This window comes from Deinococcus aquaedulcis (assembly GCF_019693445.1).
Taxonomy (GTDB): Bacteria; Deinococcota; Deinococci; order Deinococcales; family Deinococcaceae; genus Deinococcus; species Deinococcus aquaedulcis.
In genome coordinates this window covers 387,192-410,228 of the sequence record NZ_JAHRBL010000001.1, presented here as the reverse complement: position 1 = coordinate 410,228, position 23,037 = coordinate 387,192, and the positions used below count along the sequence as shown (strand labels likewise).

Annotated in this window: 24 protein-coding genes and 1 riboswitch; of the genes, 12 read left to right on the top strand and 12 right to left on the bottom strand. The window is 68.0% G+C overall.

All coding sequences use genetic code 11. From position 1 onward, the window contains the following. Nucleotides 1–343: 343 nt before the first annotated feature. The 3 genes from KMW22_RS01940 to KMW22_RS01930 all read right to left on the bottom strand — a co-directional run bounded on the left by KMW22_RS01940 (nt 344) and on the right by KMW22_RS01930 (nt 3,684). On the bottom strand, nt 344–1,309 hold the full coding sequence (locus KMW22_RS01940) for a TolB-like translocation protein (protein WP_221088311.1): 966 nt from the start codon (nt 1,307–1,309) through the stop codon (nt 344–346). Nucleotides 1,310–1,317: 8 nt separating this feature from the next. Then, on the bottom strand, nt 1,318–2,049 hold the full coding sequence (locus tag KMW22_RS01935; protein WP_221088310.1) for a M23 family metallopeptidase: 732 nt from the start codon (nt 2,047–2,049) through the stop codon (nt 1,318–1,320). Nucleotides 2,050–2,526: 477 nt separating this feature from the next. Beyond that, the gene (locus tag KMW22_RS01930) at nt 2,527–3,684 is read right to left on the bottom strand and encodes a branched-chain amino acid ABC transporter substrate-binding protein (protein ID WP_221088309.1); all 1,158 of its coding nucleotides are present in this window, start codon (nt 3,682–3,684) and stop codon (nt 2,527–2,529) included. Between the two features lie 683 nt (nt 3,685–4,367). On the opposite strand from KMW22_RS01930, the gene KMW22_RS01925 reads away from it, so the two are divergent. From KMW22_RS01925 to KMW22_RS01915, 3 genes are all read left to right on the top strand, one after another. Then, complete coding sequence (locus KMW22_RS01925; protein WP_221088308.1) at nt 4,368–4,619, top strand: hypothetical protein; 252 nt, start codon at nt 4,368–4,370, stop codon at nt 4,617–4,619. Nucleotides 4,620–4,864: 245 nt separating this feature from the next. Continuing rightward, nucleotides 4,865–5,086: a hypothetical protein gene (locus KMW22_RS01920; RefSeq protein WP_221088307.1), complete on the top strand. Its 222-nt coding sequence runs from the start codon at nt 4,865–4,867 to the stop codon at nt 5,084–5,086. A gap of 256 nt (nt 5,087–5,342) precedes the next feature. Beyond that, entirely contained in the window at nt 5,343–5,543 is a 201-nt protein-coding gene (locus KMW22_RS01915; protein WP_221088306.1) for a hypothetical protein, read from the top strand. Between the two features lie 77 nt (nt 5,544–5,620). On the opposite strand, the gene KMW22_RS01910 is transcribed toward KMW22_RS01915, so the two are convergent. Beyond that, entirely contained in the window at nt 5,621–5,881 is a 261-nt protein-coding gene (locus KMW22_RS01910; RefSeq protein WP_221088305.1) for a hypothetical protein, read from the bottom strand. A gap of 456 nt (nt 5,882–6,337) precedes the next feature. Between KMW22_RS01910 and KMW22_RS01905 the strand changes: the two genes are divergently transcribed. After that, nucleotides 6,338–7,996, top strand: a complete 1,659-nt coding sequence (locus KMW22_RS01905; RefSeq protein WP_221088304.1) for an FAD-dependent oxidoreductase — start codon at nt 6,338–6,340, stop codon at nt 7,994–7,996. Next, nucleotides 7,993–9,378: a sensor histidine kinase gene (locus KMW22_RS01900; RefSeq protein WP_221088303.1), complete on the top strand. Its 1,386-nt coding sequence runs from the start codon at nt 7,993–7,995 to the stop codon at nt 9,376–9,378. The genes KMW22_RS01905 and KMW22_RS01900 overlap by 4 nt, the downstream gene beginning before the upstream one ends. Nucleotides 9,379–9,393: 15 nt before the next feature. Here the strand turns inward: KMW22_RS01900 and KMW22_RS01895 are convergent, their stop codons facing one another. Together KMW22_RS01895 and KMW22_RS01890 are read right to left on the bottom strand one after the other, a co-directional pair. After that, a complete protein-coding gene (locus KMW22_RS01895; protein WP_221088302.1) occupies nt 9,394–9,888 on the bottom strand; it encodes a hypothetical protein in 495 nt (164 codons plus the stop codon). Nucleotides 9,889–10,461: 573 nt separating this feature from the next. Continuing rightward, nucleotides 10,462–11,640: a class I SAM-dependent rRNA methyltransferase gene (locus KMW22_RS01890; protein ID WP_328774557.1), complete on the bottom strand. Its 1,179-nt coding sequence runs from the start codon at nt 11,638–11,640 to the stop codon at nt 10,462–10,464. Between the two features lie 49 nt (nt 11,641–11,689). Here KMW22_RS01890 and KMW22_RS01885 point away from each other — a divergent pair, with 49 nt between their 5' ends. The 3 genes from KMW22_RS01885 to KMW22_RS01875 all read left to right on the top strand — a co-directional run bounded on the left by KMW22_RS01885 (nt 11,690) and on the right by KMW22_RS01875 (nt 14,675). Continuing rightward, nucleotides 11,690–12,403, top strand: coding sequence for an SDR family oxidoreductase (locus KMW22_RS01885; RefSeq protein WP_221088300.1), 714 nt, complete (start codon nt 11,690–11,692; stop codon nt 12,401–12,403). Beyond that, nucleotides 12,400–12,942 (top strand): hypothetical protein, encoded by a 543-nt coding sequence (locus tag KMW22_RS01880; protein WP_221088299.1) that lies wholly within the window; start codon nt 12,400–12,402, stop codon nt 12,940–12,942. Before KMW22_RS01885 ends, KMW22_RS01880 begins: the two co-directional genes overlap by 4 nt. A gap of 473 nt (nt 12,943–13,415) precedes the next feature. After that, entirely contained in the window at nt 13,416–14,675 is a 1,260-nt protein-coding gene (locus KMW22_RS01875) for a S41 family peptidase (protein ID WP_328774556.1), read from the top strand. A 91-nt stretch (nt 14,676–14,766) separates the two neighbouring features. Here the strand turns inward: KMW22_RS01875 and KMW22_RS01870 are convergent, their stop codons facing one another. The 3 genes from KMW22_RS01870 to KMW22_RS01860 all read right to left on the bottom strand — a co-directional run bounded on the left by KMW22_RS01870 (nt 14,767) and on the right by KMW22_RS01860 (nt 16,713). After that, on the bottom strand, nt 14,767–15,024 hold the full coding sequence (locus KMW22_RS01870) for an NAD(P)H-dependent oxidoreductase subunit E (protein ID WP_221088298.1): 258 nt from the start codon (nt 15,022–15,024) through the stop codon (nt 14,767–14,769). A 131-nt stretch (nt 15,025–15,155) separates the two neighbouring features. Then, a complete protein-coding gene (locus KMW22_RS01865) occupies nt 15,156–15,929 on the bottom strand; it encodes a TerC family protein (protein ID WP_221088297.1) in 774 nt (257 codons plus the stop codon). Nucleotides 15,930–16,119: 190 nt separating this feature from the next. Next, nucleotides 16,120–16,713 carry a TetR/AcrR family transcriptional regulator gene (locus KMW22_RS01860; protein ID WP_221088296.1) on the bottom strand — a complete coding sequence of 198 codons (594 nt, stop codon included), beginning with the start codon at nt 16,711–16,713 and terminating at the stop codon, nt 16,120–16,122. 161 nt (nt 16,714–16,874) lie between these two features. On the opposite strand from KMW22_RS01860, the gene KMW22_RS01855 reads away from it, so the two are divergent. Continuing rightward, nucleotides 16,875–17,519 carry a phospholipase A2 gene (locus KMW22_RS01855; RefSeq protein ID WP_221088295.1) on the top strand — a complete coding sequence of 215 codons (645 nt, stop codon included), beginning with the start codon at nt 16,875–16,877 and terminating at the stop codon, nt 17,517–17,519. Between the two features lie 72 nt (nt 17,520–17,591). On the opposite strand, the gene KMW22_RS01850 is transcribed toward KMW22_RS01855, so the two are convergent. From KMW22_RS01850 to lysA, 3 genes are all read right to left on the bottom strand, one after another. Further along, on the bottom strand, nt 17,592–18,551 hold the full coding sequence (locus KMW22_RS01850; RefSeq protein WP_221088294.1) for a nuclease-related domain-containing protein: 960 nt from the start codon (nt 18,549–18,551) through the stop codon (nt 17,592–17,594). 49 nt (nt 18,552–18,600) lie between these two features. Then, nucleotides 18,601–19,023, bottom strand: coding sequence for a hypothetical protein (locus KMW22_RS01845; protein ID WP_221088293.1), 423 nt, complete (start codon nt 19,021–19,023; stop codon nt 18,601–18,603). 83 nt (nt 19,024–19,106) lie between these two features. Beyond that, complete coding sequence (lysA, locus tag KMW22_RS01840; RefSeq protein ID WP_221088292.1) at nt 19,107–20,264, bottom strand: diaminopimelate decarboxylase; 1,158 nt, start codon at nt 20,262–20,264, stop codon at nt 19,107–19,109. Nucleotides 20,265–20,356: 92 nt separating this feature from the next. Between lysA and KMW22_RS01835 the strand changes: the two genes are divergently transcribed. The 3 genes from KMW22_RS01835 (at nt 20,357) to KMW22_RS01825 (ending at nt 22,994) form a co-directional block, all read left to right on the top strand. Further along, complete coding sequence (locus KMW22_RS01835) at nt 20,357–21,037, top strand: GntR family transcriptional regulator (RefSeq protein ID WP_221088291.1); 681 nt, start codon at nt 20,357–20,359, stop codon at nt 21,035–21,037. Next, nucleotides 21,030–21,878: a sterol desaturase family protein gene (locus tag KMW22_RS01830; RefSeq protein ID WP_221088290.1), complete on the top strand. Its 849-nt coding sequence runs from the start codon at nt 21,030–21,032 to the stop codon at nt 21,876–21,878. The genes KMW22_RS01835 and KMW22_RS01830 overlap by 8 nt, the downstream gene beginning before the upstream one ends. 447 nt (nt 21,879–22,325) lie before the next feature. Then, nucleotides 22,326–22,410: riboswitch (cyclic di-GMP riboswitch) on the top strand. Nucleotides 22,411–22,466: 56 nt separating this feature from the next. Continuing rightward, nucleotides 22,467–22,994, top strand: coding sequence for a hypothetical protein (locus KMW22_RS01825; protein WP_221088289.1), 528 nt, complete (start codon nt 22,467–22,469; stop codon nt 22,992–22,994). The last annotated feature ends 43 nt before the right edge of the window (nt 22,995–23,037 follow it).

Genomic DNA, 23,037 nt, shown 5'->3' with positions numbered 1-23,037 from the left:
CCCGAGTTCGCCCACTCGCCGGACGGCAAGCGTGGTCCTCCGGGCATCTCTGCGCCGTAGCTTGTGGGGAGCGGGCTGGACCAGCCACGCAGGGCGCTCGGCCTGTCAGTCACCCTTCATAGGGGCCACCGCCAGCGATAGAGCTTGCGTGAAGGACACCACGGCGACGCGGTAGAGATCATCGTCCCCTTTGGCAAACGTCCAAACGGCGTTTAGCAGCAGGGCTGACTGCTCCTCTCCCAGCGGCCTGCGGACCGCCCGCACCTGCTTACCCAAGCGCGTGGCGGCCCATCAATGTTCAGCTGATCGGAGAGGTGCAGGCTAGCCGGACCCGGGCCTCCTCTTACGGCAAGCGCACCACCCGGACATTCCCGTCTTTGGCGCTCAGGAAGTTCAGCTGCGCGCCGTCCGGGCTGACGCCCCAGTCGCTCTGGCGCACCTGATCACCCAGGTCCCCCAGGGTGGCCCAGGCACCCGTCTGCACGGTGTACTGCCGCAGCACGTGGGGCCCTCCTGCCGCGTTCAGCGGAATCAGCAGCAGGCGGCCCCCATCCCGCCAGCGGTACGAGCCGTAATCGTTCAGTTCGCGTGGTGTGCCCCCCGCCGTGGCCTGGACCCACAGGCCGTTTCTGGCCGCCGAATCAAAGGCAATGGTGTAGGCCACAAACCGGCCATCCGGGCTGACCGTCACGGCGCGCAGATTCAGGGCCTGCCGCAGCACCCGGCGGGCGCCACTGCGGATGTCCAGGGTGAACAGTTCGCGGTCCCGGGCCTGGGGGGTGGGCTTGCCGCTTAACAGCAGCGTGGCGTCGCTCAGCCAGGCGCTCACGCCACCGCCATACAGCGTGGCGACCTGCCGGGGCGCGCTGAAGACATCGGCCACGAACACCCGCGAGGCCCGGCGATCAAAGTTGCCGGTGGTATCGCTGCGCGTATAGGCCACCCGGGTTTCGGCGCGGTTCCAGGTCACATCGGCCCCACGCGTGGGCAGGGTGAAGCGCCGCCCGTCGGCCAACCGTTCCAGGGTTGTGGCCTCGCCGCCTCCGGGCCGCACCGCCCATTTCAGGGCCGGGGAAAAAAAGGCCACGCTGGAAAAGCGCTGGGTGACGGTCCCCCCGCCTGCGCTCACCTGATAGATCGCGGTGCGGCCCCGCGCCGGAGGCCCGTCCAGAAACAGCAGGGCACGCGAATCGGGGGTCCAGACCACGCCGGGGCAGCATTCGCCGCTCAGCACCGCGCGCGACGGCAGGGTGGCGGCCAGGACCGGCGCCGTCAGCAGCGCGGCCAGGGTCAGGACCCGTTTGATCATGGCCCGCTTCACCGCGCCCCCCCGGGGGCTGGCGGCCAGGGATTTCTGAACTCGTTAAGCAGGGCGCCGCCGCGCAGGGCCGGGGGCTGGCTGTCGGGGGACTGCCACTTTCGGGGCTGGGTCAGGTCGTACTGATAGCCGCGCCCAAAGGAACCGGCCAGCGCCAGGGTGTTCCAGTCGGCGGCGATGTAGGGCAGCGGATTGAAAAACCGCTGGTGCGAGCGGTCCCGCAGTTCCAGGTGCAGGTGCGGGGCACTCACGCAGGTGCCCTGCGAGTCGCCGCTTTCGCCCACCACCTGCCCGCGCTTCACCTGTTGCCCCACCCGCAGCGGCGAGCGGACACGCAGGTGGCCGTACAGGCTCGACAGGTTGCCCGCGTGGTTGATCACGAGGTTGTGCGGCGGGCTGCCGTGGGGCCCGTCCACCTCGGCCACCACACCGTCCCCGATGGCCCGGACCGGTGTGCCGCACGGGGCGCTGAAATCCAGCCCCGCGTGAATGCCCTGCAGGTTGCCGTAGGTGCTGCGGCGCTGGCGGTAGGCCCCGGTGGTGTTGCCGTAGCCCTGCCCCAGAAGCCACGTATCTGGGCCCGGGGGTCCGGCGAACGGCAGGCCAAACTGCGCGCGGGGCGGGGCCACCGCACTGAGGGGCAAAGGCGCGGCGTAGTGGGCCAGGGCCACACCCAGCAGGGCCAGCGGCAGGGCAATCAGGCGCAGTGCAGATGGAGAGCCGGGCAGCATGGCCGATGCTGCCGCGTTCGGGCGCCGCCCGGCGTAGGCGGGCGCACCATCTGCCCCTCTGGCCCCTTCCCTGCGCCTTAACCTGGTCTTGAGCGTTCAGGCCACCGCCGCGACCCTGGGCGTAACGCCTGCGAATGGGAGCGGGCGCTGGTGGTACCTACGAACACCGCGTGAATGACCCGGTTGTTCCCGAAGGTAAGGCGGGAGCGGACTCGCGGAAGCTGTATCGCAAAGCGAAGACAAGAAAGACGGGGAGATGGCGCACCCCTGCCCTGTTCCTCACTGGCTTGGGAATCACAGGAGGCTCTTATGGCCGCCGAACCCAGCGGCAGTGAAGGCAAGCCCTCCTCTGGCGCTGGGTCGAACGGGGTGAATGTCTGCCGGTGGCAGCGGCATAGACAGGATGAGAGGGCCGCCCTGCAGCCCGTGGGGACCCTGGGCGGCCACTCTCCGACCGTCCTCAAATTGCCAGAATCTTCAGGGCCGCGCGAGTCTCACACGGGTGATGGTTTTCAGGCGGATGACCCCGCCGCTGACGTTCATCACGTACAAGCTGGCCTCTTTACGGTCGCCGACGGAGTTGAAGCTGACGTTGCCGGAGAGCAGGCCGGTGTAGCTGCCCTTGCGAATGGCGCTTTCCACCTGCGCGCGGCTGGGCAGCTTGTTGCCGTTGGCCCGCACCGCGTTCAGCACGCCCTGCACCACGACCTTCGCTGCGTCGTACCCGAAGGCCCCGAAGCCCTGCATATCATCCCGGTACGTGTTCTTGTATTTCATCGCGAAGACCCGCGCCGCTGGCAGCGCAGACATCGGTGCGGCGACGGTGGTGAAGTAGATGTTGTTGGCGTTGGCTTTGCCCACGATGACGGGCAGTTCGCTGCTGTCCAGGCCGTCGCCGCCCACCACGGGGGTGGCGATGCCGGCTTCACGCAGCTGCTTGATGAACACGCCCACCTGGTTGTAGATGCCGCCGAAGTAAATCGCGTCGGGCCGCTGCAGACGGATCTTGGAAATAATGGTCGAGAAGTCGCTCTTCTCTTCCGTTCCTTCGTTCGCCACGACCTGCACGTTCTGGGCCTTCAGCGCCTGCTCAACCGCTTTCGCCAGGCCTTCGCCGTAAGCGGTCTTGTCGTTGAGGACGTAAACCTTCTTGGCCTTCAGGTCGCCAGCGATGAAGTTGGCACCGGCAGGGCCCTGGGCGTCGTCGCGGGCCACGATGCGGTTCATGTTGCTCAGGCCACGGTCGGTCACGTTGTTGGCGGTGTTGGCCGGCGAGACCATCGCCACGCGGCTCTTGACGAGCACGGCGCTGGCGGGGATGGCCACGCCGCTGTTCAGGGTGCCCACCACGGCCAGGATCTGGCGGTCAGCGGCGATCTTGTTGGCGGCGGAGGTGCCGGTGGCGGGGTCGGCCTGGTCGTCGTAGGGGACGAGGACGAGGTCGAAGCCGAGCTTTTTGAACGCGGCCTTGTACTCGTTGACGGCGAGCTGGGCGCCGTTGCGAATCTGGGAGCCCAGGTCGCTCTGGCCGCCGGACAGCGGGCTGAGGCTGGCGATCTTGATGGTGGTCTGGGCGGAGGCGGTGCCCAGCGCCAGGGCGGCCAGGACGGTCAGCGTAAACGCGGTCTTCTTCATGAATCCTCCGAATGGAGACAGGAACAGGCGGAGACCGGCTTGAAGAGAAGCCATCAACCTCCGCCTTCCAAAGGCAGCACGAAAGGGCTATAAATGCGCTTTGAGTATTCGTGGACTGGCCTATCAAAATTGTCACGATTGGCTTCTGGAATGCAGCATTCTCGGCCTTCACGTAGGTTGGGAAGGTGTAGCGCGAGAACGCCTTGAACGCTTGGTCAGGCCGGGATGTCTTGTGGCTGCAGCGACTCTTGCAAGAGACATCTTGTCTTTCGGGTCTCGTCGCGATGCTGACCGGGGGATGCGCCAAGCGCCGCCGCAGAGAAGAGGCGACAGTCTAGGCCTTAGGCCACAGCCGCGCTGAACCCGGGGTCCATCCGGAGCTGTGCCGGTCAGGGAAGCTGCCGTCTGGCCGTGAGCGTTCTGGTCATTGAACAGTGGCAGCCCCGGTGTACGCCGTCAATGTGGCGATGAGCAGGATGGACAGGACCAGCTGAGCGTCTCCTGTGCCCCGCATCAATCGCCGGACGCCCTGCCTAAACAGTGATCTGGGCCCGCCACTGGCAAACAGGACGGGCCAAGAGCGTGGAATTCAGCCGGGGGAGGCACGAGTCCCACACTCATAACCGGGGCGTAAGATGACGTGTTCGAGTTCACGCTTTTGACTCTGACAAAGTGAGGTCCTTATGCCCCCTGCGTCTTCCGTGACGTTTTCCTGGGTGCCCGGTACCATGGATCAGGTGCGCTTCAGTACGGGTGACCGCAGTTACACCGTCTTGCTCAAAGATGTCCAGCAGCTGAGCGTCCACAGTGCCGCCGACCTGTATCTCAAAGGGCGCGTCGTGCTCCCAATCACCGCCGCACACCATGCCGAGCTGACCGGCCACCTGGCCCTAACGAGCGGGGTGCGACGCGTCTCCGCTGCCCCGGCGACCTGAGCTGCCCGCCGGCTGTTCCGCCTTCACGTTGGCCCAGCACGGACATCTCCAGGGCACGCCTGGAGCCCTCGCGCTTGGCTGCGCCAGGGCCGTTTTTGTACCTTGGGGTCTGACCTCGACGTGAGGAGCGCCTATAGGCGGGCAACACACGTTTGCACACGCCACCCCAGCGAATCGCCCCGCCTTTCTGGCGACCACATGGGAAACGTAACCGACGCTCTTCAGGAGAGCCGCAGGAGCAGCTGATGGATCATCTTATTTACGCCTCCGTGCGCATGATTGCCTCCACCTGGTATGCCATCGCACTGCTTCAGCAGAAAACCTCCAACGCCGCTCGCGCAACCGGGATCATGCACGCAGAACTCTATCTGAGCGATCTGGGTATTGTGGACGCTGCCGCCGCCCCGTACCTGGAAGGCGCGAAGCAGGCGCTCAAAGCGGGCCTGAGTACGGAACTCAAGAACTAAGGCGGGTCATGAGGCCATGTCCACAGAGAGGCACACCTTGCGGCAGATAGATGTGGACGGTGCGCGCGGCAAGCCACTGCACGGCGCCGTTCTTTGACCAACCGGGCAACGTCTCTGCGAAACCCCTGCCCATTCATGTCTCACCGCTGCGCCCTGAAGCCACCCCCGCAAGGTAGGCGAGAAGTGTCCTGGGGCATGGCTGGGCTTCAAAACGAAAACGTGGGCCCGCGCGAAACCCACATCCTCAGGAGGATCAATGGACACCCACCGAGTGGCGTTTGCGACCGCAGAACATTTATTTCGGCTCTACCTGATGGTGGCGAGCGGAACCGGCACAGAGAAAGAAGCGCTCACGACCGCAGGTGCAGCCGTGGAAGCGTATCTGATGGATTGTGGGATGTCGGCTCAGGAAGCGGGGCGCCGACGGGACGACATCATGCTGTCCCACTCGCCTTAAATGCCATCTGTGGCGTTCGGCATCCAGCCTCTGTGGGTCTGCCGGAAACATGGACGGCAGCGCACCAGGGGCCGGTATTAGCCCCGGGGTAAGAACGAAAGGTGCCCCTCGAATGCGCGCAGGCGGAAGCGGGTGTGCGTCCTCTCTGTCAGCGTGCCGCGCATCCAGCCGAACACCGTGTTGACCTGAACCTCGCACTGCCCGGCATTCAGCGCGCAAGCCGCTTCCACAGCGTGAAGATCGTGGGCGAGCACCCCGGTCAGTGGCCGCGCCTGTTCAGCAAAGAGCGTCATTCGTTTAGTTGGAGGGATTTGGTAAAGGCCTTGAAGAATTAACATTTAAGGAGAATATCATTTGTTAGTCGCCGCAAATGAATGAAATGAACGATTGATTTTAAACCGTTCGAATAGGGCTATTGTCATTGCGCTTATTTCTTCAATGATTTCAAGAATCCAAAAAAGGGCCTGAGGCCTCTGATACCAGGGGCGGTCATGTGATACTGCGGCATATAGATTCACCTGCCGAATCAGCTCAAACCGAGAGGACATCAGGGCAGATTCACGCCTTGTGAAGGCTCTTGTCGCTTGTAGTTCGAGGACCAACCGTGGCCAAATCAGTGCTGATCTCATGTACAGGTCAGGAGCCACGGTGCTCTGCCAAGCGTTGACCTCGACCCCGTCGCTACGCCAAACAGCAGCTTCCCTGGACGGGCCGGAAGGGGACGGCTGTCTCAGGCGCTCCAGCCGCCCAGGCCGTAGCCCTCACACGCCGCCGGAGCGTAGGCTGGGGCCACCATGCCCACCCCCGTCCTGCTGATTGTTGATGACGACCCCCAGGTGCTGCGGGCTGTGGAGCGCGACCTGCGGGCCCGCTACCGCCAGGACTACCGCGTGCTGCGCGCGGCCTCCGGACCCGAGGCCCTGGAGACGCTGGGCACCCTGGCCGAACGGGGCGTGCCCGTGGCGCTGATTCTCTCGGACCACCGCATGCCAGAGATGGACGGCGTGGCCTTTCTAGGCGCCACCCTGCCGCTGTTCCCCGACGCCCGGCGCGTGCTGCTCACTGCCTACGCCGACACTGACGCCGCCATCCGCGCCATCAACCAGGCGGGGGTAGACCGCTACCTGCTGAAACCCTGGGACCCACCCGAAGAGCGGCTGTACCCGGTGCTGGACGAGCTGCTGGCCGAGTGGCAAAGCAGCTACCGCCCGGCCTTTGAAGGGGTGCGGGTGCTGGGCAGCCGCTGGTCGCCGCGCGCCTACGAACTGCGCGAATTCCTGGCGCGCAACCACGTCCCCTACCTGTGGCTGGATGTGGAGGGGAGCAACCCCGATGTGGCCCGCCTGCAGGCCACCCCGGAGGCCCGCGCCGGGCTACCCCTGGTGGAGTTGCCGGACGGCACCCGGCTCTCGGCCCCCACGCCGGCCGAGCTGACCGAACACGTGGGCCTGCACACCCGCGCCGAACAGGACTTCTACGACCTGCTGATCGTGGGGGGCGGCCCGGCCGGGCTGGCGGCGGCGGTGTACGGCGCCTCGGAGGGGCTGCGCACGCTGCTGGTGGAGCGCGAGGCCCCCGGTGGGCAGGCGGGCCTGAGTTCGCGCATTGAGAACTACCTGGGCTTTTCCACCGGCATCTCTGGCAGTCGGCTGGCACAGGAGGCGGTGACGCAGGCCAAGCGCTTTGGCGTGGAAATCGTGACGCAGACGGTCACCGCCCTGCGCGCCGACGGCCCCTACCGGGTGCTGGACCTGGCCGATGGCTCATCGGTCAGTGGGCACGCGGTGATCCTGGCGACTGGGGTCCAGTGGCGCGCGCTGGACGTGCCGGGGCTCGCCGCCCTGCAGGGCGCGGGCGTGTACTACGGCGCCGGCACCACCGAGGCGCTGGCCTGCAAGGACGAAACCGTGTACATCGTGGGCGGGGCCAATTCGGCGGGGCAGGCGGCCATGAACTTCTCGCGCTACGCGCGCGAGGTGGTGCTGCTGGTGCGCGGCGGGTCGCTGGCGGCCAGCATGTCGCAGTACCTGATTGAACAGATTGAGCAGACCCCGAACATCCGCGTGGAGCTGAACAGCAGCGTGGTGGGCGTGCACGGCCAGGAGCGCCTGGAAGCCATTGACGTGCACTGTTCGGCCACCGGAGAGACCACCACCCTCAGCGCCAATTCGCTGTTTATCTTCATTGGCGCGGTGCCGGGCACCGAGTGGCTGGCGGGCACGCTGGAACGCGATCCCCAGGGCTTCGTGCTGTCCGGGCCGGACCTGATGCGCGGGGGCAAACGTCCGGACGGCTGGCCCCTGAACCGCGATCCGGGGCTGCTGGAAACCAGCCTGCCGGGCGTCTTTGCCGTGGGCGATGTGCGCCGGGGCTCGGTCAAGCGTGTGGCGTCTGGGGTGGGCGAGGGCTCGGTGGCCATTTCCTTCGTGCATCAGTACCTGGCGCACGTATGACGGCCCTGCGCGGCGCCCTGCGGCGCATTGGCGTGCTGGCTGACCTGCCGGACGACACCCTGGACTGGCTGATTGGGCAGGGCCGCGAAAGCCGTTACGCCCCCGGCGACGTGGTGAGCCTGCAGGGCGACCGCGCCACCGAGATGCTGCTGTTTCTGGAAGGCGCCGTGGAGGCCCGGCGCGACGAGGAAGGGCTGCTGGGCCCGCGCTACGTGGCCCGCGCGGGCGAGCCCTTTGAGGTGAGCGGCAAGCTGCCCTATTCGCGCCTGACGGTGTATCCGTCCACCTCGCGCGCGCTGGAACCCACCTGGGTGTTCCGGGTGCCCGAGAGCGCCTTTGACGAGTTGCTCTGCCGCGCACCCGCGCTGGGTCCCCGTCTGGTGGCGGTGATGGCCGACCGCATCCGCGACTCGGCGCAGAACGAGGTGCAGCGCGAGCGCCTGCTGGCCCTGGGACGGCTGGCGGCGGGGCTGGCCCACGAGCTGAACAACCCCGCCGCCGCCAGCCGCCGCGCCGCGCGGGGCCTGCGCGAAGCCCTGGCCGAACTGAACAGCGCCGAGCAGGCCCTGGCGGCCTGGGCGCTGGACGGCCCCACCCGCGCGCAGCTGGCGGCGCTGGAGGGGCGGGACCGCGCGGCGCCGCCGCACCTCTCGGCCCTGGCCCGCGCCGAGCAGGAAGACGCGCTGCTGGACTGGCTGGAGACCCAGGGCGTGACCAGCGCCCCCGACCTCGCCCCGGTGCTGGTGGAAGCGGGCGTGGGCACAGAGGACCTGACCCCGCTGACCGCTGGCCTGCCCCCGGCCGCCCTGGACGCCGCGCTGCGCCGCCTGGGGGCCCACCTGACCCTGGCGGGCCTGATTGGCGAGGTGGAGGAAGGCACCGGGCGCATCTCGGCGCTGGTGGGGGCCATAGGGGAACACACCCATCTGGACCGCGCCCCCCGCGCCCCCACCGACGTGCGCCGGGGCCTGGACAGCACCCTGACCATGCTGGGCCACCGCCTGCGCGGCGTGCAGGTGCAGCGCGACTACGCCCCGGACCTGCCTATGACCGAAGCCAGCGCGGGCGAACTGAATCAGGTCTGGACCAACCTGATCGCCAACGCCGCCGACGCCCTGGGCGGCCGGGGCCAGTTGCAGGTGCGCGCCGTGACCGAAGGCGGCGCGCACCTGCTGGTGGAAATTGTGGACAGCGGCCCCGGCATTCCCGAGGAGGTGCGGGCCCACATCTTTGATCCCTTCTTTACCACCAAGGGTGTGGGCGAAGGCAGCGGCCTGGGGCTGGATATTTCGCGCCGGATCGTGCAGGGCCACCGGGGCGAGATCAGCGTGACCTCGCGCCCCGGCGAGACGCGCTTTCAGGTCCGCCTGCCGCTGGACTGAGACTGCCGCGCCGTCTTACTGCGGCGCTTTCTTGTACAGCGTGATGAACTTGTCAATCAGGTCTCTGGCCGCCTTCTGGGTCTGGGCATCAAAATCCTTGGCGGTCGCGGTCCCGTAAGACGACACGCTAAACACGGTCACCACGGCCGGGATGTCCTTGGCGCCCCGTACCACCGATAGCGTGACGGCATAGAAACCGTGCTGCTTATCGCTGGAGTATTCCTGCCTGATGTCCAGGTCCAGCATCGCAAATGCGCCGGTCCCCTTGTGGGCCTGCGCGGTCTCGACCAGACTCTCTTCGAAGGACTTGAAGGACACGGGCACGCCGCCCTTCTGGAAGGCTTCCTTCATATAGATCTCGGCTTGGTCTTCTATGCCGCTGACCCCACCTGGCCAGAAATATAGGTTGAGCTTCGACAGATTGGTCAACCCGGCGGTCCGCCAAGGATTCTGCTGCGCCCCCGCAAAAGACATGAGGGCCAGAACACAGAGCGAAAGGGAACGTTTCATCCGGCGCATTCTAGCCAGCGCCCCGGGTACCTTCAGGCTGGCCCTCACACCCGCTGTGGGTGCCAGGAGCAGACTGACGCGGAAACCTTCGGGGCCATCGGGGACCTGTCGCCGTGACAGGGCCCCTACCTGGGCGCCGCCGACGAACCACTGCCGCACGCCCTGCACCGCACCATACCTGCCCAGGCCTCACTGGCAGCACAGTCCAGCGAGTGGCTGCTAACCGCTGACTTTTACAGCCCATGTCCAAGCCGCATCCGCAGGGCCGGGGTGGGCGACGAGCTGCTTACGCGATGGGAGGCCCCACTGAGCACTGGCCTCCGCCCTGATCACGAAACGTGGGGGTCCGTCAGCCAGTGGCCGTCATGGTGGCGGCCGACTCTCCCTGCGGTGCCCTGCTGGACGCTGCCCCACCAGGGTAATGTGGGGGTTAGACACTTAGAGCTCAGGAGCACAGAACACAGAGGCTTTACTGCTGCTTTAACAGGGCGTACAGAGGAGCGGAGGGCTCGTTGACGAACGTTGGAGCCTCCCGCTCTTTCCTGAATGGCCCAGACCTGCACGCCCTGACGCTTACCCCTTCTGCAGCAGGATGCTTTTCAGGTACAGGCTTTCCGGCACGCTCAGGCGGTGCGGGTGGTCGGCGGGCTGGTAGGTCACGGCCACCACCTCGGCGTCGGTGCCCGCTTCGGCGGCGGCCACGCGGGCGGCGTCCAGCAGGTCATCCACGCGGATGTAGTGGGCGCAGGTGCTGATCAGAAGGTGGCCGCCTGTTTCCAGCATGCGCAGGGCGCGCGCGGCGCCGTCCGTGAAGATGCGTTTGGCGCGCGGCACGTCGTCGCGGCGCTTGGCGAGGGTGGGGGGATCAAGCACGGCGGCGCTGAAGGTACGCTTTTCCTTTTCCAGGGCCGCCAGCTGTTCCAGGGCGTCGCCCCAGCGCACCCCCACCGACAGGCCGTTGCTGCGGGCCGCACCTTCCAGAGCCCCCAGGGCCACGTTGTCCTTGTCCACCGCCACCGCCTGCGCCCCGGCCCGCACCGCGTGCAGACTGAAGCCCCCGGTGTACGAGTACACGTCCAGAAACCCCGCGCCGGGGCGCACCAGCGTGCGCATCAGGCGGCGGTTGTCGCGCTGGTCCAGAAAAAAGCCGGTCTTCTGCGCGTCCATCGGGGCAAAGTGCAGCGTCAGGTCATCCTCGAAAAACTCCACCCGCGCCGGCACCTCGCCCCACAGGGTCCCGGTCACGAGGTCCAGGCCTTCCTTGCGGCGCTCGCCGGTGTCGCTGCGTTCATAGGCGCTCTGGGCGCCGGTCTCCTCTTTCAGGGCGCGCACGATCAGCTCGCGGTGGCGCTCCACCCCGGCGTTGCGCAGCTGCACGCCCAGCACGCTGCCAAACTGGTCGGCCACCACACCGGGCAGGCCGTCGGCCTCGGCGTGCAGCACGCGCAGGGCGTCCGTGCCCAGAATGCGTCCGGCGCGGCGAGCCAGCGCGGCTTTCACGCGGGCGCGGTAGAACTTCAGGTCCACGTCCTCGTCCTGCCACGTCAGCAGGCGCAGGGGCGTGGCGCCCTGGGGATTGAAATACCCGCGCGCAATGACCTTGGCACTGTCGGGGCCGCGCACGTTGACGACCTCCCCGGGGGCCAGACCGTCGTCGGCGTGGGCAATGTCGCCGCTGTGGCCGAACGGATAGCGCCCGGCAATGCGGCGCACCGCCTGGGGCTTGAGGGTGACGGTGGGGGACTTCTTCACCTGCGCAGGGTAGCAAAGCCGCCCGCCCGCCTTTGCTACCCTGCCCGGCATGAGCGAACAGACCTTGACCGGCCGCGTGGTGGCCGTGACCGGCGCCAGCAAGGGCATTGGGCGGGCCGTGGTGCAGGCCCTGACCCTGCAGGGCGCGCGCGTGCTGGGCGGCGCCCGCGATGTTATGGGCCTGACCGAACCCGGCGCCGAGTTCCTGCCCCTGGACGTGACCGACCCCGCCAGCGTGCAGGCCTTTGCCGCCCGCGCCCGCGAGCTGGGCGTGGGCGCCCTGGTGAACAACGCCGGCGTGGGCAGCTTTGTGCCGGTGCAGGACATTACCCCGGAGGAATACCGCCGCGTGATGGACACCAACGTGCTGGGCACCATCCTGACCACAGGCGCGCTGATTGAGCACTTTCGGGCGCGCCACGCCCAGGGCCTGGGCAGTCAGGTGGTGAACGTGACCAGCGACGTGTCCGGGCGCACCTTTGCGAACGGGGCCCTGTACACCGCCAGCAAGTTCGCCCAGCGCGCCGTGACCCACGCCCTGGCCTACGAGGGGCAGGGCTACAGCCTGCGCGTGACCGAGCTTCGCCCCGGCATGGTAGACACGTACTTTGGCGACACCCAGCAGGGCGAAGCCCACAAGGCTGCGTGGCTGCGCCCAGAGGACGTGGCCCAGGCGGTGGTGTACGCCCTGAGCGCCCCAGCCCACCTGCGGGTGGACGAGGTGCTGCTGCACCCCACCGTGCAGGAGGTGGCCTACCCGTGAGGCGCCTGCTGGGCCTGCTGGCCAGCACAGCCCTGCTGGGCGCCTGCGGCCTGATTCCCACCCCGCGCGTGGATGTGGACGACGCCAGCCTTACCCTGCCCGCCAGTGGCCCCCTGACAGACAAGGTGGTGTACCTGGAGCGCGACGCCCTGGCGGGCAACCGCATTCCGGCGGCGCTGCAGCAGGTCACGCTGGACGGTCTGGCGACCTACCGCACCACTGGCCTGGGCACCCTGCGCGAGGCCGAGCTATACGTGCGCCCAGCCCTTTCGGCCCTGCCAGCCACCTGCACAGTGTCACCCGCCACGCCCACCGCGCCGCGCATGGTGCTGTGCGACGCGGCCTTTGAGGGCGCCCAGCAGATTGGCCGCCTGAACCTGCAGCCCGGGCAGGCGCGGCCCTTTAGCCTGGGCGGCCCGGCGCTGGATGAGGCCGCGAAGGCCGGCCACGGCTACTTTGGTCTGCGCTTTACCGGGGGCCAGAGTGCCTTTGGCGACACCCTGAACCTCAGCAGCATCACGGCGCGGGCACGGCTGTAAGGGAGGGGTTGGCGGCTATCCACGGCAGCGGTAGGGCGTCTCGGGAAGGCCTGGGGCACCTCATTTAAGTAAGGTGGTGAGCTTTGTCTCGCCCACAGCGTCAGGCCCTTTTCCCAAGAGGTCGGACCATTTTTCAGCGAGGCAGGGCATACGAGCAACGTCGTCCAGGACGCTTGGCCCGCTTATCCCCTTCCCGACCTCTGCGGCGCCACTCTGCGAGTTCATCGCAAGGTGGGAAAACACGGTGCTCACCGGGCCGCTCCACGCGAAACCACGGAATCAGGCCGCACTCCTGTTTTCCCCAAAGGATCAGCTGGCAGCAGCCCAACCGTCCCACCCCTGCCGCCTTGCCTCACTGCACCCGAGCTTGGACTCCAGCACGCTTTCAAGCCCCCACTTGGCGCACCCCGGCGCCCCCGTCAGAAGGTGCGCCGCGCCCTCTTATACGCGCGGCGCTGCCGTAGCCTGGAGGGGTGCCCACCACCCTGCGCCGAGTCCTGGCGGCGGCCCTGCTGACCCTGAGCGTTGCTCAGGCCAGCCCCGCCACCGATCTGTTCCGTGCCGCCACTGACAGCGTGCGCCAGCGGTATTTCGGCTGGTCCACCGCCAACCTGGACGACCTGAGCCGCACCTACGCCGCGCAACTGGACACCCTCTGCGCGCCGCAGGGTGACAGCTGCTCCTACGACACCGGCCGGGCAGTGCTGACCGAACTGTTCACGGCGTACGGCGACCCCCACACCAACGTCCGCGACCCCGAAGCCGCCGATCGCCTGCGCGAGATCCAGCGCGGCGCGGCGGTGTTCCGCACGGGTGCGCGCCTCAGCCGTATAGAGGGCGGGCTGCTGGTGGTCGCGGTGATGCCGCGTAGCCCCGCCGAGCGCGCCGGCCTACGCCTGTTTGACCTGATCACCACCGTGAACGGCGAAGCGGCGGGCAAGCGCGACGGCCAGAACGCCCCCGTGGGCCCAACCGAATTCGTGCGCCTGGAACGGGCCGGCGCGCCCATTGCGGTGACGGTGCGCCGCGCCGGGCAGCCCGAGCAGACCCTGACCCTGGGCACCGAACGCCTGCAGGCCCGCGACGAACCCACCCTGAGCTGGACGGGGGCAGACAGCCGCCTGGCGCTGATCACCTACCCCAGTTTCCTGCCCGCTGACGCCGCCGAACTGTTTCTGGCCCGCGTGCGCGACGCCCAGCGGCAGGGGGCACGCGCCCTGATTGTGGACCTGCGCTACAACGGCGGGGGCAGCCTTGCCGAGTGCGTGGCGGCGGCCAGCATCTTCGGGCCGGTGGAGTACCGCACCCGCTATCAGGTGGGGGGCTCGGTCTACGCGGGCCGGGGCGGCGAGGAAGCCCGGCCTGGGGACCGCCAGCGGCCCGGCGGGGCGGTCTGGTCCGGGCCGGCCGCCGTGCTGGTGGGCCCAGGTACAGCATCGTGCGCCGAGGTGTTCACCTTTTACGCGCAGCGCGCGGGCGTGCTGGCCGTGGGCGAACCCACCAAGGGCGTGGGCAACAGCGGCGTGATCTTCCGCGACCTGCCCGACGGCGGCGTGGTGGCCGTGACCATCCTGCGCGCCTACGGTCCCGATGACCGCCCCCTGCCCGAGCGCGTGCAGCCTGACCTGCTGGCCCCCACCGACCTGCAGCGCCTAACCCAGACCGGTCAGGACAGCACCCTGGACGCCGCCCTGGGCGCCCTGGACGCGCAGGGACAGACCCCGGGCCGGTAAAAATGAGGGGAGAGAGGCTGGGCGAGCAAGTGGGCCCCGGGCACACGAGCCAAGTTCCGCCCCACCGGGCGGCCCCAGGGGCCCCTCGCTCTTAGCGCACCCAGCGCCGCATCAGGGTCACGAGGCGGCCTGGGGTAACGTTGCGATATTCCAGGTCGTTCACGCGCACCAGTGGCGTGTCCTCGGGGCGGGCGAGGCCGCCGCACTGCGAGAGCACCAGTTCCACGTTGCCGTCGGCGGTGACCATGCCGGGGCTGATGCGCAGCGCGGTCCAGACGGCGTCCAGCAGTTCTTCACGCTGATCAATGCTCAGGTGTTCGGTACAGATTTCCAGGCGGGTGACGGGCAAAACGTGAGCCTCTCCTTCAGGCGGGCCCATGCTAGCCCATGACTGGCCTGCCGTGGGCACAGGTGCCCCCAGTGCCAGAGCAAAAGCCCCCGCCAGAGTAGCGGGGGCCGGGGGCAATGCAGGTGTGCGGTTCAGTGGGCGTCGGGGTGGCGGCCTGTTTCGTGCAGGGCCACCGCCTTGCCCCGGCGCACGCGCAGGTTCAGCAGTTCCACGGCAATGGCAAAGCCCATAGCGAAGTAGGTGTAGCCCTTGGGAATCTTGAACCCAAAACCGTCGGCGATCAGGTTCACGCCAATGAGCAGCAGGAAGGCCAGGGCCAGCATCTTCACCGTGGGGTGGGCCTGCACAAAGTCGCCAATGGGGCGCGCCGCCACCAGCATGATCAGCACAGTGACCACCACGGCCGCCACCATCACGCCGATATCGTCGGCCATGCCCACGGCCGTGATCACGCTGTCGAGGCTGAAGACGATATCCAGCAGCATGATCTGCCCGATAATCGCCGCGAAGTTGGCGCCGGCCACCCGCCCGGCGGTGGGGCCCTCATGGTGGGCGCCGGGGCCTTCAAGCTGCTCGTGCATTTCCTTGACGGCCTTGTAGAGCAAGAAGAGGCCGCCGAAAATCAGGATCAGGTCGCGGCCGGAAAAACCTACGCCCAGCAGCGTAAACAGTTCTGCTTTCAGGCTGTAGATCCAGCTGATGGAAAACAGCAGGGCCAGGCGCATCAGCATGGCGGCCAGCAGGCCGATGGTGCGCGCGCGCTGCTGCTGATCCGGGGGCAGCTTGCCCGCCAGAATCGAGATGAAAATAACGTTGTCGATGCCCAGCACGACTTCGAGCAAAAGCAGCGTGCCGAAAGCCAGCCACGCTTCCGGCTGGGTGATCCACCCAAACAGTGATTCCATGTTGTGTCACTCCACGAAACGAAAAAGCGGACGCTGCCACGCACGTCCAGGATGCCGCTGGGGGAGGAAAAACCCGAAACCGCGCCCGTGCGGCGCGCCAGGGCCCATGTTCCCGGACCACACCGGCCCGTTCATGAGGATTGAATGAAGAAATGTTTATCGCAGCTGGGCCAAAGCCAGACGTGGGGCCCTAACGGTGGGCCGCCCCGTCCAAAAAGACCGCCAGCAGGGCGCGCGCGGTGCCCTGGGGATCGGCGGGGGGTGTACCGGTCACCAGCGGATAGGTCAGGGCCAGAAAGGCGCGGGTAAGAAGCGCGGGAGGCACATCGGCGCGCAGCTCCCCACGTGCCGAGGCTGCCTCGAACAGCGCTGTCAGGCCGCCCACCCACACCTGACGGTAGTGCTGCTCGAACGCGGCGCGCCGCTCCGGGCTGACGTGGCGCAGTTCGCCCGCCAGTTGCAGGCCCACGCGCTGCTCCGGGGCGCTGGCCAGCAGTTCGTAGACCAGGGTGTCCAGCTGCAGACGAATGCCCACCTGGGCCTCGGCGGACTGCACCAGTCGGCTCAGGCCTGCCAGGGTGCCTTCCAGCATCGCCAGGAACAGGGCTTCCTTGTCGGCGTAGTGGTGGTACAGGGCCGGCTTGGTGACGCCCACGGCCTCGGCCACCTCGCGCATGCTGACCCCGTGGTAGCCGCTTTGCACAAACAGCCGCGCGGCTTCCTGCTGAATGCGGGCGCGGGTGGTGTCGGGCGCGGCGGGAACAGACAGGGGCGGCACGGTCATCGCCCCTCATGATACGCGCTGCTGACACACCCGCCGGCCGGGCCGCGCCCAGCGCCTGCGCAACGTGACAATTTGGACTCGCGGTCTAGACAGAACCCTGACAATCCTTTATAGAATCAAAGACGCACCACAACACACCGCTGCACCACAAGGAGTCCGTTATGCGTAGAACCCTGGTTCCCGCCGTCGTCCTCTCTTCCGTTCTCGCTGCCTGCGGTCAAACCACGCCTGGAGTCCAGGGCGCGGCGGACAGTGCGGTCGCCGCCTACGCGGCCCGCCCCGAATTGCAGGACGCCGGCAGTCAGGCCATCCTGGCGCGCTACGGCAACGACCCCGGCCTGCTGGCCTCGTTGCAGGAAGCCTACGGCGAGCGCCCCGCCGCCCTGACGCTGCCCCAGGTGCCGGCCCTGACCGGGCTGGATTACGCCAGTGACCGCCTCGCGTACATCAAGCGCGTGGGCTGGGGCTCGGTGAGCAATTACAACAGCCAGTACAACGCCTACGCCGGCACCAGCAGCCCCTACACCGGCCTGGACTGGAGCCGCGACGGCTGCAGCGCCCCCGACGGCCTGGGCCTGGGCTACCGCGAGGACTTCCGCCCGGCGTGCAACGTGCACGACTTCGCCTACCGCAACCTGAAGGTCTACGAGCGCACCGATGCCAACCGCAAGACCAGCGACGAGGCCTTTCACACCAACATGAAGTCCATCTGCGCCGCCAAGAGCTGGTACGCCCGCCCGGCGTGCTACAGCGCGGCCTACGCCTACTACCAGGCCGTGCGCGTGGGCGGCAGCGGCAGCTTCTAAGGCAAAAACTGGGCAGCGGGCGAGTCATGTTCGACTCGCCCGCTCTCCAGTGTCTCCTGTGGGCGCTGCCGCCTACGCTGGATTGGTCCAGTAGGGCCAGCGGTGGCCGCCCGGGCAGGTGGCGGTGAACTCGGCGCCGCTCTTGGACAGCCGGGCGGGCTGACCGCACGCCGCGCAGACCGGCTTGGCGGGCGTGTTGCCGCCGCAGTCGGCGCACTTGAGGTAGTACCCGTATTTGCCGTACTGCACGCTGAGGTTCGCGGACCCACAGGCGCGGCAGGCCACCTCTGGCTGCGGCCGGGCCTGCGCCTGCCGTTCCTGCGAGGTGCGCACCGAGGCCGGCGCCGCAGAGGCGGCCTGGGCACGGGGCGCCGGGGTGGGGGGCGCTGCTGCTGGCGGCGCCACCTCAGCCGGAGTGTGACGGGCACGCAGGAAGGCCACAAGGCGCGTCATCTCCGCTTCGGTCAGACCAAAGGTGCCGAACGGTTTCTCGACTTCCTGATCAATGATGGCCTTGACGCGGTCCGGCACCTGATCGGCCTTGACCAGTTCAGGCACGTCCGTTTTGCGGGTGATGCGGCCTCCGTCCGAGATGGCGACCAGCACGTCGCGCCGCACGCCTGCAAAGGTGCGCTGCTTGAGTCCCAGCAGCGAGCGGTCCATCAGGTCCGTGGTGTGGTCTTCTAGCAGAGACAGCAGCAGGTCCAGCTGCCGCCGCGCCTGCAGCACCGGCGAGGGCATGCCGCGCCCCTGCCGGTTCCACCAGCGCGTCCATTCACCGTGTTCATTCACGCTGACCTGCCCGGCCACACTCTTGCTTTCAATCACCACCAGTCCGTAGCGGTGCAGCACCAGATGGTCCAGCTGCGCGACCTCGCCCTTACGTTCCAGGCGCAGGTTATGAAACACGAACTTGCGCGCGTCCTCACCGAACGCGCGTTTGAGGTAGAAGGCCATCTGCCGCTCGGCCTCGTGGCCCGCGCGGCGCAGGGGATCGGCATACTCCTGGGGTTCCAGCGCCTTGACGATCATGGTGGGCCCAGCCTAGCGCCCGGGGCCAGAGAGCCCACAGGGCGCGGGGTCAGTTCCCTGCCGGCTCCACGGCACACAGGCGCAGGGTGGGCACCGTCCGGCCCCAGGTCCGCCGCGTCCCCACCGTGACCTGCCAGCGTCGGGGCGGCTGCTCCGGGTCGTAGAAGCCAAACGACAGCACGTCCGGGGCCTCTACCCGCAGGTCCTGAATGAAGCCGAAGGTGTCAGGCGGCTTGACCGCCCCGCGCACCCGTCCCGCCGGGTCCACCAGGCTCAGCCACGTGCCCACGCCCTCGAACCAGTCCTCCTGCGTGATCACCAGCGTGCCGCCCGTCACGGCGAACTGCGCCCGAACCTCCTCGCCCGGCAGCACCGCGCGGGTGGGCTGGCCCCCCTCGAACAGCCGGACCCGTTCGATCACGGCCCTGCCTTTGGGCACCCGGGCCCAGGTGTAGCGCGCAGTTTCAGTCATCCCCTGGCTTTACCGGAGATAGCGGGCGCCGCGCAAGAGGGCCCGCTGCCCCGGCCTGCCCCAGGCCCTCAGAGCCCATCCACTCACTGCCCTGTGCCTTCCCCCTCTTCCAGCGCCCAGATGTGCTGCGGCGTTTCGCGGCGGCGAATCACAGTCCACGTTCCGCCGTCGTACAGCACCTCGGCGGGGCGGGGGCGGGTGAGGTAGGTGCTGCTCATGGCGGCGCCGTAGGCCCCGGCCTCGCCAATCGCCAGCAGGTCGCCGCTCTGGGGCGCGGCCAGCGGCACGTTCCGGGCCAGGATGTCGCCACTTTCACACGCCGGGCCCGCAAGGTCCCAGGGCCCGGTGCCGGGGCGGTCCCACAGTGGGCGCACCGGGTGCTGCGCGCCGTAGAGCATGGGGCGCAGCAGTTCGGTCATGCCGGCGTCCACCAGCGCAAACGGGCGGCCGGTGACCTTGGTGCCCACCACGCGCGTGAGCAGGGTGCCCGCCCCCGCCACCAGATAGCGGCCCGGTTCCACCCACAACTCGGCGCCGTAAGCCGCCGCCGCCGCGTGGGCTTCGCGGGCAATGCCGTGCAGATCGGCGTCCAGGCTCCAGCCGCCGCCTGCGTCCAGCACCGCCAGGGGCCCGGTGTGGGCGCGCAGGTCGCGCAGGCGGGCAAAGGCCGCCGTGAAATCCCCTGCGTCGCGGATCGCACTGCCAATATGCACATGCAGCCCCAGCGCCGTGTGCCCGGCGGCCCGCAGGGCCTGCAGAATGCGCGGGGTCTGGTCCGGCGTCACGCCGAATTTGCTGGTGGCGGCCCCCGTCGCCAGATGGTCGTGGGTGCTCACGTTCAGGGCCGGGTTCACCCGCACCAGCACGCGGGCGGCCGGGGGCAGCAGGCGCACCTCCTCTTCCCGGTCCAGAATGAAGGTGGCGCCCAGTTCGGCGCCCAGGCGATATTCGGCGTCGGTCTTGGCCGGGCCGTTCACCAGCACATGCTCGCCCCGGGCCCCCAGGTGCGCGGCGCGCGCCAGTTCACCGATGCTGACGCATTCAAAGCCCACATCGGCCGCCTGCAGGCGCCGCAGCAGGGTGAGGTTGGGGTTGGCCTTCATGGCGTAGTGCACCCGGGCCGCGCCAAAGGCCGCGCGCACCCGGGTCAGGGCGGCGTCCAGTTCGGCGGCGTCGTAGACGTACAGCGGGGTGCCGTACTGCTGGGCAGCGGCGTGCAGGGCGGCGTCGGGCAGGCTCATGGGGGCGAGTGTAGCGGGGCTTGACAGCCGCGTGCCCACCACCCAAACTGGTCAGACCACTGACCACTTTGGTTCTACCCCGGAGGCCCTGCATGATCCAGCCGCTGCGCCCCGCCCTGCACGCCGAGGAAACGCTGCTTTCCCGTCTGCTGGACGGCACCTATCCTCCCGGCAGCCTGTTGCCGGCCGAACGCGAACTGGCCGCCGGGCTGGGCGTCACCCGCCCCACCCTGCGCGAAGCCCTGCAGCGCCTTGCGCGCGACGGCCTGCTGGAGATCCGCCAGGGCAAACCCACGCGGGTGTGCCACCCGGAAGAAGGCGGCCTGCGCGTGCTGGCCCACCTGTCTCGGGCGGGCGACCTGAGCGGGCTGGTGCCGCAGCTGCTGGACCTGCGCGCGGCACTGCTGCCGCACTGGATGGCGGCCTCGGCACGGCTGGACCCGGCGCCGCTGCGCGCGCACCTGGGCGCCCCACCCGAACCCGGCACCCCGGACGCACCGCAGGCCTTTACCGCCTTTGACTGGACCGTGCAGAGCCTTGCGGCCCACGGCAGCGGCAATGCGCTGGCGCCGCTGCTGCTGGGCGCCTTCCACGAGGTCTACACCCAGGCCGGGCCCCTGTATTTCCGCGACGTGGCCCGCCAGACCCGCGCGCTGGACCACTACCGCGCCCTGCACGCCGCGCTGGCCCTGGGGCCCGACACCGCGCGACAGGCCGCGCTGACCACCGCCCTGGACAGCCTGCACCTGTGGCCGGGGGGCACCCATGATTGACCTCTTGCAACGCGCGATTCCGGTCTTCGTGCTGTCGCTGCTGATCGAGTGGGCCGCCTACCGGTTCCTGGGCGACCACGACGAACACGGCGAACCCAGGCTGGGCTACGCCGCACGCGACACCCTGACCAGCCTCAGCATGGGGATTGGCAACGTGCTGATCAACGTGTTCTGGAAGGCAGTGGTGCTGGGCATCTACACCGCCCTGTACCTGTGGACACCGCTGCGCCTGCCGTCGGAGGCGTGGTGGGTGTGGGTGCTGCTGTTCTTTCTGGACGACTTTGCCTACTACTGGTTTCACCGGATCAGCCACGAGGTGCGCCTGTTCTGGGCCAGCCATGTGGTTCACCATTCCAGCCAGCACTACAACCTGTCCACCGCTCTGCGCCAGACCTGGGTGCCCATGACCGCCCTGCCCTTCTGGCTGCCGCTGCCGCTGCTGGGCTTTGAACCCTGGATGGTGCTGCTGGCGCAGTCGTGGAACCTGCTGTACCAGTTTTTCGTGCATACCGAGCGCATAGGGCGCCTGCCCCGGCCCATTGAATACGTGTTCAACACACCCAGCCACCACCGCGCCCACCACGGCAGCAACGACGTGTATCTGGACAAGAACTACGCGGGCATTCTGATCATCTGGGACCGGCTGCTGGGCACCTTTCAGGCCGAAACCGAGCGGGTGCGCTACGGGCTGGTGCACAACATCAACACCTATCACCCGGTCCGCGTGGCCTTTCACGAATTCGCGGCCCTGTGGCGCGATGTGAAGGGGGCCCGCACGTGGCGCGACCGCCTGAATTACCTTTTGCGCCCCCCCGGCTGGCGGCCAGGGCAGGACGGGTAGAGCGGGAACAGAGAGAACGTGACCGGCGGCGAAGAAGCCGCCGTTTTTCTGGCCTGCACGTTTGATGTGCCTTTGAAAGACGCCCGGGTGGCAGGCACCTCCACGACAGGTGGGCGGCGCACTGAGGGCAGCTGGGGTCCGGCCTTCTCTCCTGATCTGGCCCTGACAAAGCCTCTGTCAGAGCCCGACACCCTTCATGAAAGAGGTCTGGCGGCAGAAGAGAAAAGCGGGATAAGGGCGAAGGCCGAGAGGCCCGTTCACGAATTCTCTTACCCAGAGCGCTTTTTTACTCAAAAGACTTTGCCGAACGCTGGCAGCCGCCCCTGCCTCTGGCACCACCACAGCGCCCGAGTGACCCCGCGTGTTCATTCTCGCCCAATCTGTCTCATGTCAGAGGGTTGTGAGCGCCCAGGCGGCATCTTTCGTGTACTTCGTTTCGAGATGACTCAGGCGAAGAGGTGCGTTGATCTCTGTCCTGTAATCCGGGCACCTCGGGCAGAGGGAGCAAGTGGTGCGACCGACTCGGCGCGTTCCGGGTGGACTGACCGTCCATCACGGGCCCCTTGTCTGCAAGAAAGGGAGATGATCATGAAAAAGTTCAACGTGATGCTGGCCGCTCTGGCCCTGTGCGCCACCTCGCCTGTATTCGCGGCCCCCACCGCCGCCACACAGCAGACCACTGTGACCGCCACCAACAGCGGCACCGATACCCTGACCGTGACGGGCAACCTCTCGGTGGACTTTGTGAACGCGGAGTTCGGCACGACCCCGCAGGCGGCTGGCAGCGCCACCGTAAGCTACGAAACCCAGGACAACACGGCTGACGGCGACCGGTCCATCACGGTGGCCCTGGCCCTGAACGGCAACCTGACCACCCTGCCCGCCGGCCTGACCATTCGCCTGACCCCCACGGTGGGCACGGCAGCAGCGGGGAGCGGCGGCACGGGCGCCACGGTGAACTTCACGGGCACCGATCTGGCGGGCAAGAACCTGATTACCGGCATTGCCCAGTTCACCACGGGCGGCAACGCCTCGGTGGCCTACTCGGTGATTGCCTCGCGCGGGTTCGAGAACTTCAGCGGCACGCTCACTTACACCATCGGCACCGGGCTCTAAGCCTGTTCGCGCCCCACAGGCGGGGAAAGGGTCTCTGGGCGCT